The sequence below is a fragment of the Streptomyces sp. CB02959 genome, from assembly GCF_002803155.1.
In the GTDB taxonomy this organism is placed as follows: Bacteria; Actinomycetota; Actinomycetes; order Streptomycetales; family Streptomycetaceae; genus Streptomyces.
The window spans coordinates 272122-287475 of record NZ_NNBP01000001.1 but is presented as its reverse complement, the minus strand read 5'-3'; the positions used below and the strand labels follow the sequence as shown (position 1 = coordinate 287475).

Annotated in this window: 15 protein-coding genes and 1 riboswitch; of the genes, 8 read left to right on the top strand and 7 right to left on the bottom strand. The window is 75.6% G+C overall.

The window, feature by feature from the left end:
- Window positions 1-208: 208 nt before the first annotated feature.
- Window positions 209-1513, bottom strand: coding sequence for a glycosyltransferase (locus tag CG747_RS01270; RefSeq protein WP_100599703.1), 1305 nt, complete (start codon window positions 1511-1513; stop codon window positions 209-211).
- Window positions 1514-1749: 236 nt separating this feature from the next.
- Between CG747_RS01270 and CG747_RS01265 the strand changes: the two genes are divergently transcribed.
- The gene (locus CG747_RS01265) at window positions 1750-2484 is read left to right on the top strand and encodes a response regulator transcription factor (protein WP_100599702.1); all 735 of its coding nucleotides are present in this window, start codon (window positions 1750-1752) and stop codon (window positions 2482-2484) included.
- Complete coding sequence (locus CG747_RS01260) at window positions 2485-3984, top strand: HAMP domain-containing sensor histidine kinase (protein WP_100599701.1); 1500 nt, start codon at window positions 2485-2487, stop codon at window positions 3982-3984.
- Between the two features lie 145 nt (window positions 3985-4129).
- On the opposite strand, the gene CG747_RS50635 is transcribed toward CG747_RS01260, so the two are convergent.
- The gene (locus CG747_RS50635) at window positions 4130-5101 is read right to left on the bottom strand and encodes a M56 family metallopeptidase (protein ID WP_100599700.1); all 972 of its coding nucleotides are present in this window, start codon (window positions 5099-5101) and stop codon (window positions 4130-4132) included.
- Window positions 5098-5526 (bottom strand): BlaI/MecI/CopY family transcriptional regulator, encoded by a 429-nt coding sequence (locus tag CG747_RS01250; RefSeq protein ID WP_100599699.1) that lies wholly within the window; start codon window positions 5524-5526, stop codon window positions 5098-5100. Before CG747_RS01250 ends, CG747_RS50635 begins: the two co-directional genes overlap by 4 nt.
- Window positions 5527-5640: 114 nt before the next feature.
- Here CG747_RS01250 and CG747_RS01245 point away from each other — a divergent pair, with 114 nt between their 5' ends.
- The 4 genes from CG747_RS01245 to CG747_RS01230 all read left to right on the top strand — a co-directional run bounded on the left by CG747_RS01245 (window position 5641) and on the right by CG747_RS01230 (window position 8312).
- Entirely contained in the window at window positions 5641-6366 is a 726-nt protein-coding gene (locus CG747_RS01245; protein WP_257980167.1) for a DedA family protein, read from the top strand.
- 105 nt (window positions 6367-6471) lie between these two features.
- The gene (locus CG747_RS01240; RefSeq protein WP_100599697.1) at window positions 6472-7128 is read left to right on the top strand and encodes a phosphatase PAP2 family protein; all 657 of its coding nucleotides are present in this window, start codon (window positions 6472-6474) and stop codon (window positions 7126-7128) included.
- Window positions 7125-7877 carry a phosphatase PAP2 family protein gene (locus tag CG747_RS01235; RefSeq protein WP_100599696.1) on the top strand — a complete coding sequence of 251 codons (753 nt, stop codon included), beginning with the start codon at window positions 7125-7127 and terminating at the stop codon, window positions 7875-7877. The genes CG747_RS01240 and CG747_RS01235 overlap by 4 nt, the downstream gene beginning before the upstream one ends.
- Window positions 7878-8015: 138 nt before the next feature.
- On the top strand, window positions 8016-8312 hold the full coding sequence (locus CG747_RS01230; protein WP_100599695.1) for a hypothetical protein: 297 nt from the start codon (window positions 8016-8018) through the stop codon (window positions 8310-8312).
- A gap of 76 nt (window positions 8313-8388) precedes the next feature.
- Here the strand turns inward: CG747_RS01230 and CG747_RS01225 are convergent, their stop codons facing one another.
- From CG747_RS01225 to gcvT, 4 genes are all read right to left on the bottom strand, one after another.
- Window positions 8389-9771, bottom strand: a complete 1383-nt coding sequence (locus tag CG747_RS01225) for an L-serine ammonia-lyase (protein ID WP_100599694.1) — start codon at window positions 9769-9771, stop codon at window positions 8389-8391.
- A gap of 304 nt (window positions 9772-10075) precedes the next feature.
- Window positions 10076-11335 carry a serine hydroxymethyltransferase gene (gene glyA / locus CG747_RS01220; RefSeq protein ID WP_100599693.1) on the bottom strand — a complete coding sequence of 420 codons (1260 nt, stop codon included), beginning with the start codon at window positions 11333-11335 and terminating at the stop codon, window positions 10076-10078.
- A 98-nt stretch (window positions 11336-11433) separates the two neighbouring features.
- Window positions 11434-11811 carry a glycine cleavage system protein GcvH gene (gene gcvH, locus CG747_RS01215; protein WP_100599692.1) on the bottom strand — a complete coding sequence of 126 codons (378 nt, stop codon included), beginning with the start codon at window positions 11809-11811 and terminating at the stop codon, window positions 11434-11436.
- 154 nt (window positions 11812-11965) lie between these two features.
- Window positions 11966-13084, bottom strand: coding sequence for a glycine cleavage system aminomethyltransferase GcvT (gcvT, locus tag CG747_RS01210; protein WP_100599691.1), 1119 nt, complete (start codon window positions 13082-13084; stop codon window positions 11966-11968).
- Window positions 13085-13236: 152 nt separating this feature from the next.
- A riboswitch (glycine riboswitch) is annotated at window positions 13237-13332 on the bottom strand.
- 296 nt (window positions 13333-13628) lie between these two features.
- Here gcvT and CG747_RS01205 point away from each other — a divergent pair.
- Both CG747_RS01205 and CG747_RS01200 read left to right on the top strand, forming a co-directional pair.
- A complete protein-coding gene (locus tag CG747_RS01205; RefSeq protein WP_374701726.1) occupies window positions 13629-14345 on the top strand; it encodes an AAA family ATPase in 717 nt (238 codons plus the stop codon).
- 157 nt (window positions 14346-14502) lie between these two features.
- A complete protein-coding gene (locus tag CG747_RS01200; protein ID WP_100599689.1) occupies window positions 14503-15348 on the top strand; it encodes an enhanced serine sensitivity protein SseB in 846 nt (281 codons plus the stop codon).
- Window positions 15349-15354 lie beyond the last annotated feature (6 nt).

The window sequence follows — 15354 nt, the reverse complement described above, 5'->3', positions numbered from 1 at the left end:
AATGCGAAGCGTCATCTGCTCGAAGTGGCAGCCGCCCCCTGAGCAGTTCAGCATGTTCACGACCGGAGACGCCAGATTGCCGCGCCGAAGTTCCCTACAGGACAGGCGAGTTGGGTGACGCACGGCGCGGATGGGGCGGGTGGTGCAGGAGGGGTGCGCGTCCGGTGCGTCGGCATGGGTCCGGTGCGGCGCCGGGCGCCCGGCCGGTTCAGGCGCGCACGTTCCCCCGGGTCAGCGCCCGCGCCCGGAGCCGGGCTCCGCCGAGCGCGCGGCGTACGGCTCGGGACCGGCGAGTGGCCCGCAGTTCCTCGAAGAGCAGCCGATAGCGCTCGGCGACCGGCCCCGGGCCGTGCCGGCGGGCGCTCTCCAGCGCGGCCGCCCCCAGTGCCCGCCGGTGCGCCGGGTCCTCGACCAGGTCCAGCAGCGCCCCGGCCAGCGCCCGCCCGTCGTCGCACGGCCGCAGCATCCCGCCCCCGCCGGCGTGGATCAGCTCCGTGGGGCCCGGTGGGCGGCCGGTGCCGACGACCGGGACACCGCGCCGCATCGCCTCGACCAGGGCCGGGCCGGATGCCTCGGTGTCCGAGGCCGAGACGGCGATCGACGCCCCGGCGAACTCCGCCCCGTCCGGCGAGCGCGGCCCGGCCAGTTCGGCCCGGCCGGTCAGCCCCAGCCCGTCGATCAGGCTCCGCAGCCGGGCGCGTTCGGGGCCCTCGCCGTGGATCCGCAGCCGCCAGTCGGGGTGCTTGGCGCAGACCGCGGAGAACGCCTCGATCAGCAGGTCGAAGCGCTCGCCGGGGACCAGCCGGCCGGCCGCCACGATGACCGGCGGGTCGGCGTCGGCATTCGGGGCGTCGGCCGGGTCCGCGTCGACCCCCGGGTCCGCGGCGGTCGACGCGGCGGGGCCGGTGCCCGGTGCGGCGGCGGGAGCGCCGGGGGCGGGAACGGGGACGACGGCCGGCAGGGCCAGCACCCGCACCCCGGGCAGCGGCAGCCGCGCCCGCCAGCGGGCCGCCGTTCCCTCGGTGGTCGTGACCAGCGCGTCCAACGCCCGGTAGGGGTGGGCGAGTTCGGCGTGCAGGAGGGCGCCGTGCGTGTCGTACGGCAGTGGCTCCTGGGCGATCCGCAGGGTCCGGCGGGGGCCGAAGCGGGCCAGGTAGACGTTGACCCCGGACCGGGTCCCGATGAGGACGTCGGCGTCGGTGCCGCGCAGGAACTCCGCGGCCCGCAGGTCGACCAGCCGGCTGTACTGGTGGTGGTGCCGGTCGGCGGCCGGGAAGTCCCGCGCGGGCTCGCCGAACAGCGGGTGCGCCATGTCGTGGCTGCCCACCCGGGTGTCGACCAGCGGCACCAGGCGCAGCCGCGGGTCGACCGCGCACCGCGGGACCTCGCGGTGCCGCAGCATCGAGACCAGCTCGACGTCGTGGTGGTCGGCGAGCGCGGCGGCGAGTGCGAGCGTGCCGCGCAGGGCGGCACCGACGGCGTAGGCGTTGTGCAGCAGCAGCGTGATCTTCATGCGGTGTCTTCCGGGTGTCGCGCCCGACGGGCCCGTACCGTCCCCGGGCGCCGGGCCGTCCGTACAGCCGGCCGGGCCGGGCCCGCGGCCGGTCCCCGCGGGCGGCCCGTCCGGCTCCGGCCACCGTTGCGGGACCGGGTAAGCCGCGGACGTGGCCCGGGTGAGAGACCGGTAAGAAAGCACCGGCCGCCCGGCCGCCCGTCGGCTCGCCGAAGGGGCCTTGGCACACTGGCCGGGTGACCCACTCCGTGCTGCTCGCCGAGGACGACCGCCCCATCCGCACCGCGCTGGAACGCGCCCTGACCCTGGAGGGGTACCAGGTCACCGCCGTCGCCGACGGCATCCAGGCACTGGCCGCCGCCCACCGGGAGCGGCCGGACGTGATCCTGCTGGACGTGATGATGCCGGGGATCGACGGGCTCCAGGTCTGCCAGGTGCTGCGCGCCGAACGGGACCGCACCCCGATCCTGATGCTCACCGCCCGGGTCGAGACCGCGGACCGGATCGCCGGCCTGGATGCCGGGGCCGACGACTACGTGGTCAAGCCGTTCGAGGTCGAGGAGGTCTTCGCGCGGCTGCGGGCGCTGCTGCGGCGCACCGCACCGGCGGCCGCCGACGGCACCGGGCCCGGCGAGCCCGGTGCGGAGTACGACGCCCGGGCCGCGGAGAGCGGCATCGTCGAGGCGGCCGACCTGCGGATCGACGGTCCCTCGCGGCGCGCCTGGCGCGGGGCGCGCGAACTGGAGCTGACCCGCACCGAGTTCGAACTGCTGGAGCTGCTGGCCCGCAATGCCGGGATCGTCCTGGACCACTCCACGATCTACGACCGGATATGGGGCTACGACTTCGGGCCCGGCTCGAAGAACCTCGCCGTCTACGTCGGCTACCTCCGGCGGAAGGTCGACGTGCCGGGCAGCCGCCCGCTGATCCACACGGTGCGCGGCGTCGGCTACGTCCTCCGGGAGGACTGAGTGGCCGGGCGCCGCGGCCGGCTCGCCCGACTGCCGGCGGTCCGGTGGGCCGCGCGGTGGCTGCCGGTCCGGCTGCGCGCCCGCACACCGGCCAGCCTGCGCACCTCCTTCGCGCTGGCCTTCGCCGTCGGCGCCGCCGGGGTGACCGTCCTGGTCGGCTTCCTCAGCTACGACTCGGCCGCCCGGCTGGTGCGGCTGGACGAGAAGTCGGTCTTCACCGAGGTCGTCCGGGACCTGCGGGCCCAGGTACGGGAGCGGCCGCACGCCCCCGCCGACTACATCGCCGACCCCGGCGCGTACCCCGGCGGGCCGCGCGACGAACTGGCCGGCGCCACCCGCACCGACGTGCAGGTACTGGCCCCCGGCGGGCGGATCGCCGAGGCCGGGCACCCCGCGCTGCCGGCCGGGGACCGCGAACGGCAGGTCGCCGCCCAAGGGGAGGCCGGGCGCTACGAGGAACGGGTGGCCTTCCTCGGCGAGGACGAGTACCACGTCGCCACCGTGGCGCTCGGCGGCGGGCGCGGCGCCGTCCAGGTCGCCCAGAAGTTCAGCGGCACCGAGGACCTGATCTCCGCGCTCCAGCAGCGCACCGTGCTGCTGGCCGCCGGGGTGATCGCGCTGGCCGGGGCGGTCGGCTGGTGGCTGGCCCGCCGGATCACCGGGCGGCTGGTCCGGCTGACCGCGGTCGCCGAGAGCGTCGCCGCGCACAGCCGGATGGACGTGGCGGTGCCGGTCGCGGGCCGGGACGAGGTCGCACGGCTCGGGCGGGCCTTCGACGACATGCTCGGCCGGTTGACCAGCGCGGTCCGCGACCAGCAGCGGCTGGTCCAGGACGCCGGGCACGAACTGCGCACCCCGTTGACCTCGCTGCGGACCAACATCTCGCTGCTCAAGCGCTTCGACGAGCTGCCGCCGGACGCCCGCGAGGAGCTGCTCGCCGACCTGGCCGGCGAGGCCAGGGAACTGACCGACCTGGTCAACGAACTGGTCGACCTGGCGGCCGGGCAGCGCGACGACGACCCGCCGTCCGACGTCCACCTGGCCGAGGTCGCCGACCGCGCGGCCGCCGCGGCCCGCCGCCGCACCGGCCGCGAGATCACCCTCCGCGCCGACCGCCCGGCGGTCGTCGTGGGCCGCCCGGCCGCCCTGCACCGGGCGCTCGGCAACCTCCTGGAGAACGCCGCCAAGTTCGACGCCGACGGCACCGCCCCCATCGACATTGTGGTCACCGGGGCCCGCGTCGAGGTCCTGGACCGCGGCCCGGGCATCGCCGACTGCGACCTGCCCTACGTCTTCGACCGCTTCTACCGCGCCCCGGCCGCCCGCGGCCTGCCCGGCTCCGGGCTCGGCCTGGCCATCGTCCGGGAGATCGCGACGGCCCACGGCGGCCGGGCCTTCGCCGCCGCCCGCCCCGGCGGCGGTGCCCGACTGGGCTTCACGGTGGGCGACGACGCCCCGGACCCGCGGCCCGGACGGGCGGCCCCGGAGACCGGCGGGTGACGTGCGGGCTGCGGGAGGGGGCCGGGTGCCGCCTGCGGTGTGCCGTGCCGCCTGCGGCGACGAGTGCGGTCCGCCTGGTCCGGGAGCGGCGCGCCCTGCCGTCGGGAGCCGCCGCGCCCCCGATGCCGGGCCGGCGCGGCGCCCGCTAACGGCCCGGCTGCTCCCCCTGGGCCGATTCCACGGTCTGGTGGAGGTCGGCCGCCGCGTCCACCGCGCCCGCCGCGGAGAAGGCCACACAGGCCAGCAGGGCGGCCGCTATCAGCCGTCGGCCACCCGGCACCGCCCGGCCGCGGGGGCGGTCCGCCGGCCGGTCGGGGGTGAGCAGGGCGGCGACCCGGCGGGGAACCGGGCCGCTCGTCGCGGCCAGTGCGGTGCTCGGGCGGGGGACCGCCGCGGTGTGCGTCCGGGCGGCCAGCGCGGCGCGGCCGATGGCCCGCGCGGTGACCTGCCGGTCGCCCACCCGGGACGCGGCGGACTCGTCGGCCCAGCGCTCCAGCGCGTACGCCAGCGGGGCCTTGAGCCCGCGGAGCAGCGGGTGGCAGGCCGCGGCCAGCGCGACGGTCAGCAGGAAGAGGTGGTGGCGGCCCACGAGGTGGGCGCGCTCGTGGGCGAACAGGGCCTCCCGCTCGGCCGGCGGCAGCGCCCGCAGCATCCCGGCGGTGACCACCACCCGGCCCGGCCGGCCCGGTCGGCCCGGGAGGGCGTACGCGTCGGGCTCCGCGTCCGGCAGGACGCACAGGTCGCCGGCGAGGCCGTGGGCGTCGGCGGTGCGCCGGGCGGCGCGCAGCTCGGCGCGGTGCCGCAGCGCACGGCGGGCGACCGCGAGCGCGCAGCAGGCCAGCAGCGCCCCGGCGACCGGGGCGGCCGGGACGGTCACCGCCGCGTCGGCGCCCGGCAGCCCCCGCTCCAGATGGCCGAAGGCCGCCACCGGCGGCAGCCGCAGCGCCCCGGCGACCGTGAGCAGCCCCAGTGCGGCGGCCGTGCAGGCGGCCAGGGCGGCGGCGCAGCCGGCCAGCAGCCAGGCCGCGGCGCGCGGCGGCAGCGACTCGGCGAGCCGGCGGGCGGTCGGCACCGCCAGCAGCGGCATCAGCAGCGGGACCCAGACGGCGAAGATCATGGCGCGGTCCCGGACCCGGGCAGCCGGCCGCCGGCAGCGCCGTCGGGGGTCCCTGCTTCCGCCTCGTCCAGCAGGGTGCGGAGCAGCTGCTCGTCCTCGATGGTCAGCTCGGAGACGAAGCGGGCGAGCGCGGTGGTGCGGTCGTCCTGCTTGTCCAGCTCGCTGCGCATCCGCCGGGCGGTCAGGCCGGCGGAGTCGTGTATCGGCGAATAGGCGAAGCCGCGGCCGGCCCGGGAGCGGGACACCGCGCCCTTGTCGTGCAGCCGGCTGAGGATCGTGGTGACGGTCGTGCGGGCGAGCCGGCCGTCCAGTTCGCCCTGCACCTCGGCGGGCGTCAGCGGCCCGCCGGCCGCCCACAGGGCCGCCAACACGCTCGCCTCCAGCTCGCCGGCGGGGCGACGAGCCGAGGGTGATGTCTCCGACATGGAACGCCCTCCACCATCCCGTCGTCTACAGTTCCGTAGACCGTCTACTGGTCTGTAGACGGTGGGGTCGGCCGGTCGGCGGACCCGCAACCCATTATGGGAGGGGCCACCGACATGGCCGTAGCGGCCGCGGCACTGCATGCCGGCACCGTCACCCAGGCGGTCAACATCCTCGACGCCGGATCACTGCTCGCCGCCTTCGGCGCGCTCGGCGTCGCCGTCGTCCTGTTCGCCGAGACCGGCCTCCTGGTCGGCTTCTTCCTGCCCGGCGACTCCCTGCTCTTCACCGCCGGGCTGCTGTGCGCGCCCGGCGTCGGCGGAGCCGTCCACCTCTCCCTGCCGCAGGTGCTGGTCGCCGCGGCCGTCGGCACGCTCCTCGGCTCGCAGACCGGCTACTGGATCGGCCGGCGCGGCGGCCGCGCGCTGCTCGCCCGCGGCCGGTCCCGCAAGCTCCAGGAGGGCGCCGCCCGCGCCGAGGAGTACCTGACCCGCTACGGCCACGCCAAGGCGATCGTCCTGGCCCGCTTCGTGCCGATCGTCCGCACCGTGCTCAACCCGCTGGCCGGCGCCCTGAACGTGCCCGTCCGCACCTACACCCTGTGGCAGGTCACCGGTGGCCTGATCTGGACGCTCGGCCTCACCCTCGCCGGGTACGCCCTGGGCGCCTCGGTGCCCAACGTCGACCGGTACCTCCTCCCGGTCGTCGCCCTCGTGGTCCTGGTGTCGCTGGCCCCGATCGGCCTGGAACTCCTCCGCTCCCGCAAGCAGCGCCGGGCCGGCGGGCCGGCCGCCGGGCCCACCGATGAGCCGGATCACGCCACCGTGCCACCGGCATCCTGAACGACCCGGCACACTTGCTGGAGCACACCGGCGGCCGGCGCACCACCAGAGCCGCCCGGCACCCAGCCCACGCACCACGCACCGATCCGCCAAGGAGAAAGCCCAGTGACCGACCTCGCCTTCGGCGGAGCCTCGATCGACGGCGGCCTGTACACCTCTGTGACGGGCTTCGCCCAGCAGATGCCGCACTTCCTCAACTCCCTGGTCGCCTACTGGACCGACCTCGGGCTGGGGGTCTTCGCGCTGCTGATGCTGGCCGCCTGGTGGCGCGCCCGGCAGCGGCTCGGCGGCAGCTCCCGCCGCCGGCTCGGCCGCGGGGAGGGGCGGCACACGCCCGCCGTGACGATGGCGATGGCGCTGGCCGTCCCCGTCGTCGTGGTCCTCGCCTACGTGGCCAACGACGTGGTCAAGAGTTTCTTCCACGAGCAGCGCCCCTGCCAGACCCTGCACGTCATCACCGTCGAACCGTGCCCGGGACTCGGTGACTGGTCCTTCCCCAGCAACCACTCGGCGATCGCCGCCTCCGCGGCCATCGCCCTGCTCCTGCTGGACCGCCGGCTCGGCGCCATCGCCGTCCCGGCCGCGCTCCTGATGGGCGCCTCCCGCGTCTGGGTCGGCGCCCACTACCCGCACGACGTCCTGGTCGGCCTGGTCGTCGGCTCCTTGGTCGCCGCGGTCCTCATGCCGTTCGCCCGGCGCGCCGCGCCGCTGGTCGAACGGGTCCGGGACACCCCGCTGCGCCCGTTGGTCGCCGCCCGGTGACGGCCTCGGGGGCGCCGCCGGAACCACCCGCCGGCCCACCGCGTGCGGACACCCGCCGCGGCCCGCGCCTGGGCGCGCCCCCGAGCCGCCTCCTGATCGCCGCGGCCCTGGGCGCCGCCCTCTTCACCGCCGCGGCCGTCACCGTGGCCACCCGGCACGGCGCCCCGCTCGCCCCCGAGCGGGCCGCCCTCCACTGGTCCACCGCCCACCGCGGGGAGCCGCTGCGCTCCCTGGCCGGCGCCCTGACCGCCACCGGCACCGGCGTCGTCCCCTACCTGATGGCGCTCCTCGCCGGCCTCCTGGCCGGCCGCGACACCCGCGGCCGGATCCGCGCGGCGCTCTGCGCGGTGCTCGTCCTCGCCGCCTGCCAGGCCGTCCGCTACGGCCTGATGGAACTGTTCGCCCGGCCCCGCCCACCGGCCGCCGACTGGGCCGCCCGGGCCTCCGGCTTCTCCTTCCCCTCCGGCCACGCCACCACCTCCGCGCTGGCCGCCGGCCTCCTGGCCTGGGGCGTACTGCACCACACCCGCCCCGGCACCGGCCGCCCGTGGTGCGCCCTGCTCGCCCTCTGGGCCGTCGGCGTCGGCCTCACCCGCGTCTACCTGGGCGTCCACTGGGCCGGCGACGTACTGGCCGGCTGGCTCCTGGCCACCGCCCTGCTCGCCCTCGCCCTGCTCCTGGACCCGCTGGCCGTGCCGCCCACCGGCCGCTCCGGAACCTCCCCCCAGCGCTTGGCCATGAATCCCTGACGATCGCCCCAGGTCTTCGCCAAGGCCGCATGGACCCCCACCCCGCCGAGCACCACTGTCGTGGGCACCGGTGACCGCGCCCGACTGCCACCGGGCCCGCGCCCGCACCCGTACCTGCGCCGCACCAGGGGGACTGCCATGAACCAGTCGACGAGCGCCCCGCCCGCCGCCCGCCCGGCCGCTCCGGCCGCCGCCCGCAACCGCTGCCCCGCCGCCGCGGCCGCCGACCCCACCCCGTGCGACGGCCCGCCCGACACCGCCACCCTCGTCGACCGCGAAGGCCGCGAAGTGACCGGCTGCGTCCGGCACTGCGCCCGCCTCCTCCCCGGCCTCGACGGCGCCCGCGTCCACCCCTTCGCCCCCGCCCCGCTGGCCCTGGACATCTACTTCCGCGCCAGCGAACTCCCGCCGTTCGCGTGGGAGGTCGGGCGGTAGGGGACGCCGACGCGAACACCCCGGGCCCCGGCGAGGCATGTCCTCACCGGGGCCCGGGGTGTTCGTGTGCCGGGGCTCAGCACTCGATGATGTTCACCGCGAGGCCGCCGCGGGCGGTCTCCTTGTACTTGACGCTCATGTCGGCGCCGGTCTCCTTCATGGTCTTGATGACCTTGTCGAGGGAGACGTGGTGGCGGCCGTCGCCGCGCAGCGACATCCGGGCGGCGGTGACGGCCTTCACGGCGGCCATGCCGTTGCGCTCGATGCACGGGATCTGGACGAGGCCGCCGACCGGGTCGCAGGTCAGGCCGAGGTTGTGCTCCATGCCGATCTCGGCGGCGTTCTCGACCTGTTCGGGGCTGCCGCCGAGCACCTCGGCCAGGCCGCCGGCCGCCATCGAGCAGGCGGAGCCGACCTCGCCCTGGCAGCCGACCTCGGCGCCGGAGATCGAGGCGTTCTCCTTGAAGAGCATGCCGATGGCGCCGGCCGCGAGCAGGAAGCGGACCACCCCGTCCTCGTCGGCGCCGGGGACGAAGTTGACGTAGTAGTGCAGGACGGCGGGGATGATGCCGGCCGCGCCGTTGGTGGGGGCGGTCACCACCCGGCCGCCGGCGGCGTTCTCCTCGTTGACGGCCATGGCGTAGAGGGTGACCCATTCCATGGCGCGGGCGGCGGCGTCGCCCTCGGAGCGCAGCGCGCGGGCGGCGTTGGCGGCGCGGCGGCGGACCTTCAGGCCGCCGGGGAGGATGCCCTCGCGGTTCATGCCGCGGGTGACGCAGCCCTGCATGACCCGCCAGATCTCCAGCAGGCCGGCGCGGATCTCCTCCTCGGTGCGCCAGGCCTTCTCGTTCTCCAGCATCAGGGCGGAGATCGACAGGCCGGTCTCCCGGGAGAGCCGCAGCAGCTCGTCGCCGGTGCGGAAGGGGTGCGTCAGGACGGTGTCGTCGAGCTTGATCCGGTCCTCGCCGACCGCGTCCTCGTCGACGACGAAGCCGCCGCCGACCGAGTAGTAGGTCTTCTCCAGGAGGGGCGCGCCGGCCGCGTCGTAGGCGAAGAGCGTCATGCCGTTGGCGTGGTACGGCAGCGAGCGGCGGCGGTGCAGGATCAGCTGGGTGGACTCGTCGAAGTCGATCTCGTGCGCGGTGCCTATCTCGGCGCCCAGGAGGCGCAGCCGGCCGGCGGTGCGGATACGCGCCACCTCGTCGTCGGCGGACTCGACGTCGACGGTGCGCGGGGAGTGGCCCTCCAGGCCGAGGAGTACGGCCTTGGGGGTGCCGTGGCCGTGGCCGGTGGCGCCCAGCGAGCCGAACAGCTCGGCGCGCACGGAGACCGTCTGAGCGAGCAGACCGTCCTTCTTGAGCCGGCGGGCGAACATCCGGGCGGCCCGCATGGGGCCGACCGTGTGGGAGCTGGACGGGCCGATGCCGATGGAGAAGAGGTCGAAGACGGAGATGGCCACGGGGGCGGACTCCCTTGTCTGCTCGTGGTGGACGGTGGAGCACATCGGGGCAGGACGGGGTGTTTCCGGCCCGACTGTCGAGCGTAACCCGCTCGTGGGGTATTCCCGCCGGACGGGGAGCGGCGGGCGGGAGAAAGGGAGGTGAAGCCGGACGGCGGCGGCGCCGAGGGGCGCGAAGGGGGCGTCCGGGAAGGGGAGGGCGGGCCCGGGCCGGAGGTCCGGCCGGGGCCCGGTGCGGCGGCGGGCCCCGGGTGCGGCCCGCCGCCTGGTCACCGGGGGTGGTGGCGCCCCGGTGACCGGCCCGTCACAGCGACGGGTACAGCGGGAACTTCTCCGCCAGGGCGGTGACCCGGGCCTTGAGCGCCTCGCGCTCGTAGGTGGGCTTGAGCGCCTCGGCGATGATGTCGGCGACCTCGCGGAAGTCCTCGGCCTGGAAGCCGCGGGTGGCCAGGGCCGGGGTGCCGATCCGCAGGCCGGAGGTGACCATCGGGGGCCGCGGGTCGTTCGGGATGGCGTTGCGGTTGACGGTGATGCCGACCTCGTGGAGGCGGTCCTCGGCCTGCTGGCCGTCGAGGGCCGAGTCGCGCAGGTCGACCAGGACGAGGTGGACGTCGGTGCCGCCGGAGAGCACCGAGACGCCGTGCTCCTTGACGTCGTCCTGGATCAGGCGCTCGGCCAGGATCCTGGCGCCGTCGAGGGTGCGCTGCTGGCGCTCCTTGAACTCCTCGGACGCGGCGACCTTGAAGGACACGGCCTTGGCGGCGATCACGTGCTCCAGCGGGCCGCCCTGCTGGCCCGGGAAGACCGCGGAGTTGATCTTCTTGGCCAGCTCGGCGGTGGACAGGATCACACCGCCGCGGGGGCCGCCCAGCGTCTTGTGCGTGGTGGTGGTCACGACGTGGGCGTGCGGCACGGGGGAGGGGTGCAGGCCCGCGGCCACCAGGCCGGCGAAGTGGGCCATGTCGACCATCAGGTACGCGCCGACCTCGTCCGCGATCCGGCGGAAGGCGGCGAAGTCGAGCTGGCGCGGGTAGGCGGACCAGCCGGCGACGATCAGCTTGGGACGGTGCTCCTTGGCGAGGCGCTCGACCTCCTCCATGTCGACCAGGTTGGTCTTCTCGTCGACGTGGTAGGGCACCACGTTGTAGAGCTTGCCGGAGAAGTTGATCTTCATGCCGTGGGTGAGGTGCCCGCCGTGGGCGAGGTTCAGGCCCAGGATGGTGTCGCCCGGCTTGATCAGCGCGAACATCGCGGCGGCGTTGGCCTGCGCGCCGGAGTGCGGCTGGACGTTGGCGGCCTCGGCACCGAAGAGCGCCTTGATCCGGTCGATGGCGATCTGCTCGACGACGTCGACGTGCTCACAGCCGCCGTAGTAGCGGCGGCCCGGGTAGCCCTCGGCGTACTTGTTGGTGAGGACCGAGCCCTGGGCCTCCATGACGGCGACCGGGGCGAAGTTCTCCGACGCGATCATTTCGAGGGTGGACTGCTGACGGTGCAGCTCGGCGTCGACGGCGGCGGCGACGTCGGGGTCGAGCTCATGGAGGGAGCTGTTCAGAAGCGACATGGGACTTCCTGGGGAGAGGGGGCGGGCGGGGCGCCGCGGCCCCGCCCGTGCGGCGGCGGGGCCGGGGCCGAGGGCACTCCCAGCGTGGGCTGGGTGCGTCAGCCGGCGGTGAAGGCGGTGTACTCGTCGGCCGTGAGCAGGTCCTCCGGTTCACCGGTGATCTTCACCTTGAACAGCCAACCGCCCTCGAACGGGGCGGAGTTCGCCAGCGAGGGGTCGGCGACGACGTCCTCGTTGACCTCGGTGATCTCGCCGTCCACGGGCGAGTAGAGGTCGCTGACGGACTTGGTCGACTCCAGCTCACCGCAGGACTCGCCCGCGGTGACGGTGGCCCCGACCTCGGGGAGCTGCACGAAGACGACGTCGCCGAGGGCGTTGGCCGCGTGCTCGGTGATGCCGACCGTCGAGACGCCGTCCTCGGCGTCCGACAGCCACTCGTGCTCCTTGCTGTAGCGCAGCTGCTGGGGGTTGTCCATGGCTCGATTCTCCTGTACGCGGGGCTGTGATCGTGAATGGGGGCACCTCCCGGACCAAGTCCGGGGGGAGCGTCTTGCCCAGTGAGACAGCTGGCGCCGGAACGCAACAGCGCAGGTCCGCGGCAGGCACCCGCGGACTCGCCGGCGCCGCCTGCTACTTCTGCCGCTTGTAGAAGGGCAGCGCGACGACCTCGTAGGGCTCGTGCGTCCCGCGGATGTCCACCCGGACACCGGCCGTGCCCGGCGCGGCGTACGCGGCGTCGACGTAGGCGATGGCGATCGGCTTGCCGAGGGTCGGGGACGGCGCCCCCGAGGTGACCTCGCCGATCACCGTGCCGTCGGCGGCCACCACCGGGTAGCCGGCGCGCGGCACCCGGCGCCCCTCGGCGACCAGGCCGACCAGCTTGCGCGGCGGGTCCTGCTCGGCGCGCTCGGCGGCCGCCTGCAGTGCCGCGCGGCCGACGAAGTCGCCCTCCTTCTCGAACTTCACGACCCGGCCCAGGCCCGCGTCGAAGGGGGTGAGCGCGGTCGTCAGCTCGTGCCCGTACAGCGGCATCCCCGCCTCCAGGCGCAGGGTGTCGCGGCAGGACAGGCCGCACGGGACCAGGCCGGCGTCCCGGCCCGCCTCGGTCAGCGCCTCCCACAGGGCGACCGCGTCCGCCGGGCGGACGAACAGCTCGAAGCCGTCCTCGCCGGTGTAGCCGGTCCGGGCGATCAGCGCCTCGACGCCGGCGACCGTGCCGGGCAGCCCCGCGTAGTACTTCAGGCCGTCCAGGTCGGCGTCGGTGAGCTTCTTGAGGATGCCGGGGGACTCCGGGCCCTGCACCGCGATCAGCGCGTAGGCGTCCCGGTCGTCGCGGAGCGCGGCGTCGAAGCCCGCCTGCCGGGCGGTCAGCGCGTCCAGCACCACCTGGGCGTTGGAGGCGTTGGCGACCACCATGAACTCGCGCTCCGCGAGGCGGTAGACGATCAGGTCGTCGAGGATGCCGCCGTCGGGGCCGCAGATCATGGTGTAGCGGGCCCGGCCGACCTTGAGGGCGCCGATGTTGCCGACCAGTGCGTGGTCGAGGAGGGCTCCGGCCTCCGGACCGGTGACGGTGATCTCGCCCATGTGGGAGAGGTCGAACAGGCCGGCGCGGGTGCGGACCGCGACATGCTCCTCGCGTTCGCTGCTGTAGCGCAGCGGCATGTCCCAGCCGGCGAAGTCGGTCATGGTCGCGCCGAGCGCGCGGTGCGTGGCATCCAGCGCGGTACGGCGAGGGGCATCAGTCATCGTTCGGGACTCCCAGGCATGGGTGACAAGACGGTCTCCCCATCTGTCATCGGAACCTGAGAGGTTCACCGGAAGCCCGCGGACGGACCCGGTTTGCACCTTGGGTGGAGCCGCCCCCTTCAGCCGGGCCGCGACTCGCTTTTCAGATCTGCCTCGCCCGCGCGGTATAGGGGCCTGAGAGATTCAAGGGAGGACTTGCTCCTTCGGCGCCCCGCCGTGGCGGCCGGGGACTCTCCCGCGCGGATTCAAGCGGCCGGTATGGAGTTGGCTGGCTGTGCACGAGTGACCAGTGGTGTGCCCGTGGCGGCCACATCATTACACGGGATCGCCGGATAAAGGAGCCCCGGCCGCCGCTCCGTGGCCGGTCGCCCGTACCGGCTCCGGCCGCCCCGACCCGGCGCCGCGCCGCCCGGCGCCCGCGCCGGCCCGTCGGATCCGCCGGCGGTGAAGCCCCTTTGCCTTGCTGGACATTACCTTTTCTTGACACTCTGCGGGCAGGCCGGGTCCCGAACCCGGCCTGAGCCGACGGGGAGGGGCGATCACGGTGCACAGCGAAGCGGCATACGCGACGACGGCGGAGGCGGCACCGCCGGAGCCCGCACCGGGACCGGCGCCGGCCGCGCCCCGGACGGAGTGCCGCCCCCGCCCCGCCGCCCGGTCCGACCGGCCCCGGATCATCGATCTGCGGGACGGCACCCGCGCCCCCCGCACCGCGCTCCGCTTCCCGCCCGGCGACCTGATCGTGGTCTCCGGGCTGCCCGGCAGCGGCAAGAGCACCCTGATGGGCCGGGTGGTGCCGCACCGCGACGGCCGCGGCACCCCGGTGCTCCGCATCGACTCCCAGGACGCCCGGGACCGCTGGGCGCGCGGCCGGCTGCGCCGCCTCCCGTACGCGCTCTACCGCCCGCTTGTCCGGGTGGCGCACTATCTGGCGCTGCGCCGGGCGGTGCGCTCCGGCGGCAGTGTGGTGGTGCACGACTGCGGGACGCTGGCGTGGGTGCGCCGCTGGCTCTCCCGGACGGCCCGGCGCGGCGGCCGGGGGCTGCACCTGGTGCTGCTCGACGTACCGCCCGAGGCGGCGCTGACCGGCCAACAGGCGCGCGGCCGGGGGGTGTCGAGGTACGCCTTCGCCCGGCACCGGCGGGCGGTCCGCCGGCTGGTCGCCCGGGCCGAGGAGGCCCGGCTGCCGCCGGGCTTCGGCTCCGCGGTGCTGCTGGACCGGACCGCCGCCGGGGCCCTGGAGCGCGTCACGTTCGACTGACCGGGCGGGGGCGGCCCGCGCCCGGCCCCGCCCGCCCGGCCGCCACCGGCTTCGGCGACCGGCGCTCCGCCCGTTAGGGTCTGACCCACCGGGTGGGCCCACGGGTCCGCCCCCAGGGTCAGGGGCCGGGCAGCGCGGCCAGTAATGGGTGGGTGAGATGAACTATCCGGACGATTACCCGCAGCACGGCGGTCCGGTGGCGGGGGACCTCTCGGGCGCGGGCATACCGCAGCTGGCCTGGCCGGCCAACGAGCTGGAGGAGGTGCTGGCCGCGTCGGTCGGGCACCCCGGGGCCGGCGGCCGGATCGTCGAGGTGCTGGGCCGCAGCCGGGTGTGGGTGCCGCTGCCCGAGGGCGGCGGCCCGGAGAGCGCCGGTTTCGGCGCGGCCGGTCTGGACCTGCCGACCGTCGAGATCGACGGCGCCGCGTACGTCCCGGTCTTCAGCTCCGAGCAGGAGTTCCTGAAGGTCGTCGGCGCGCACCTGTCGTACACCGTCGCGCCTGCGCAGGAGTTCGCCCGCGGACTGCCCCCGCTGCTGGGCGTCGCGGTCAATCCGGGCGGTACCGTCGGCGTCCCGCTGCCGCCGCCCGCAGTGGCCGAACTGTGCCGGTCCGGTTGGCAGGATCCGGCCGGTCAGCAGGCCGGCGGCGCCCGGGTGCGGCTCTTCGAACCGGACTGGCAGGAGGAGCCGGTGGACTTCCTGGCCGCCGCCGGTCTGGCGTTCTCCGGCGCCGGGTTGGTGCTGAGCGCCCGGCGTGCGCTGGCCAGTGTCGAGGGCGACACGCCGGCGCTCTTCGTCGGTGTGCAGATCGAGGCCGCCCCCGAGCGGCTGCACGACGGCAGCGCCCGCGACGAGGTGCTCGCGGCGCTGGGCCGGGCGCTGGGCCAGGTGCCGGTGCCCTGGCCGGTCCAGCTGGTCCTGCTCGACATCGCCCAGGGCGACCCGGTCGCCGACTGGATGCTGGAGCGCGTGCGGCCCTTCTACACGCGGGACCACTCGTAAGCTGGT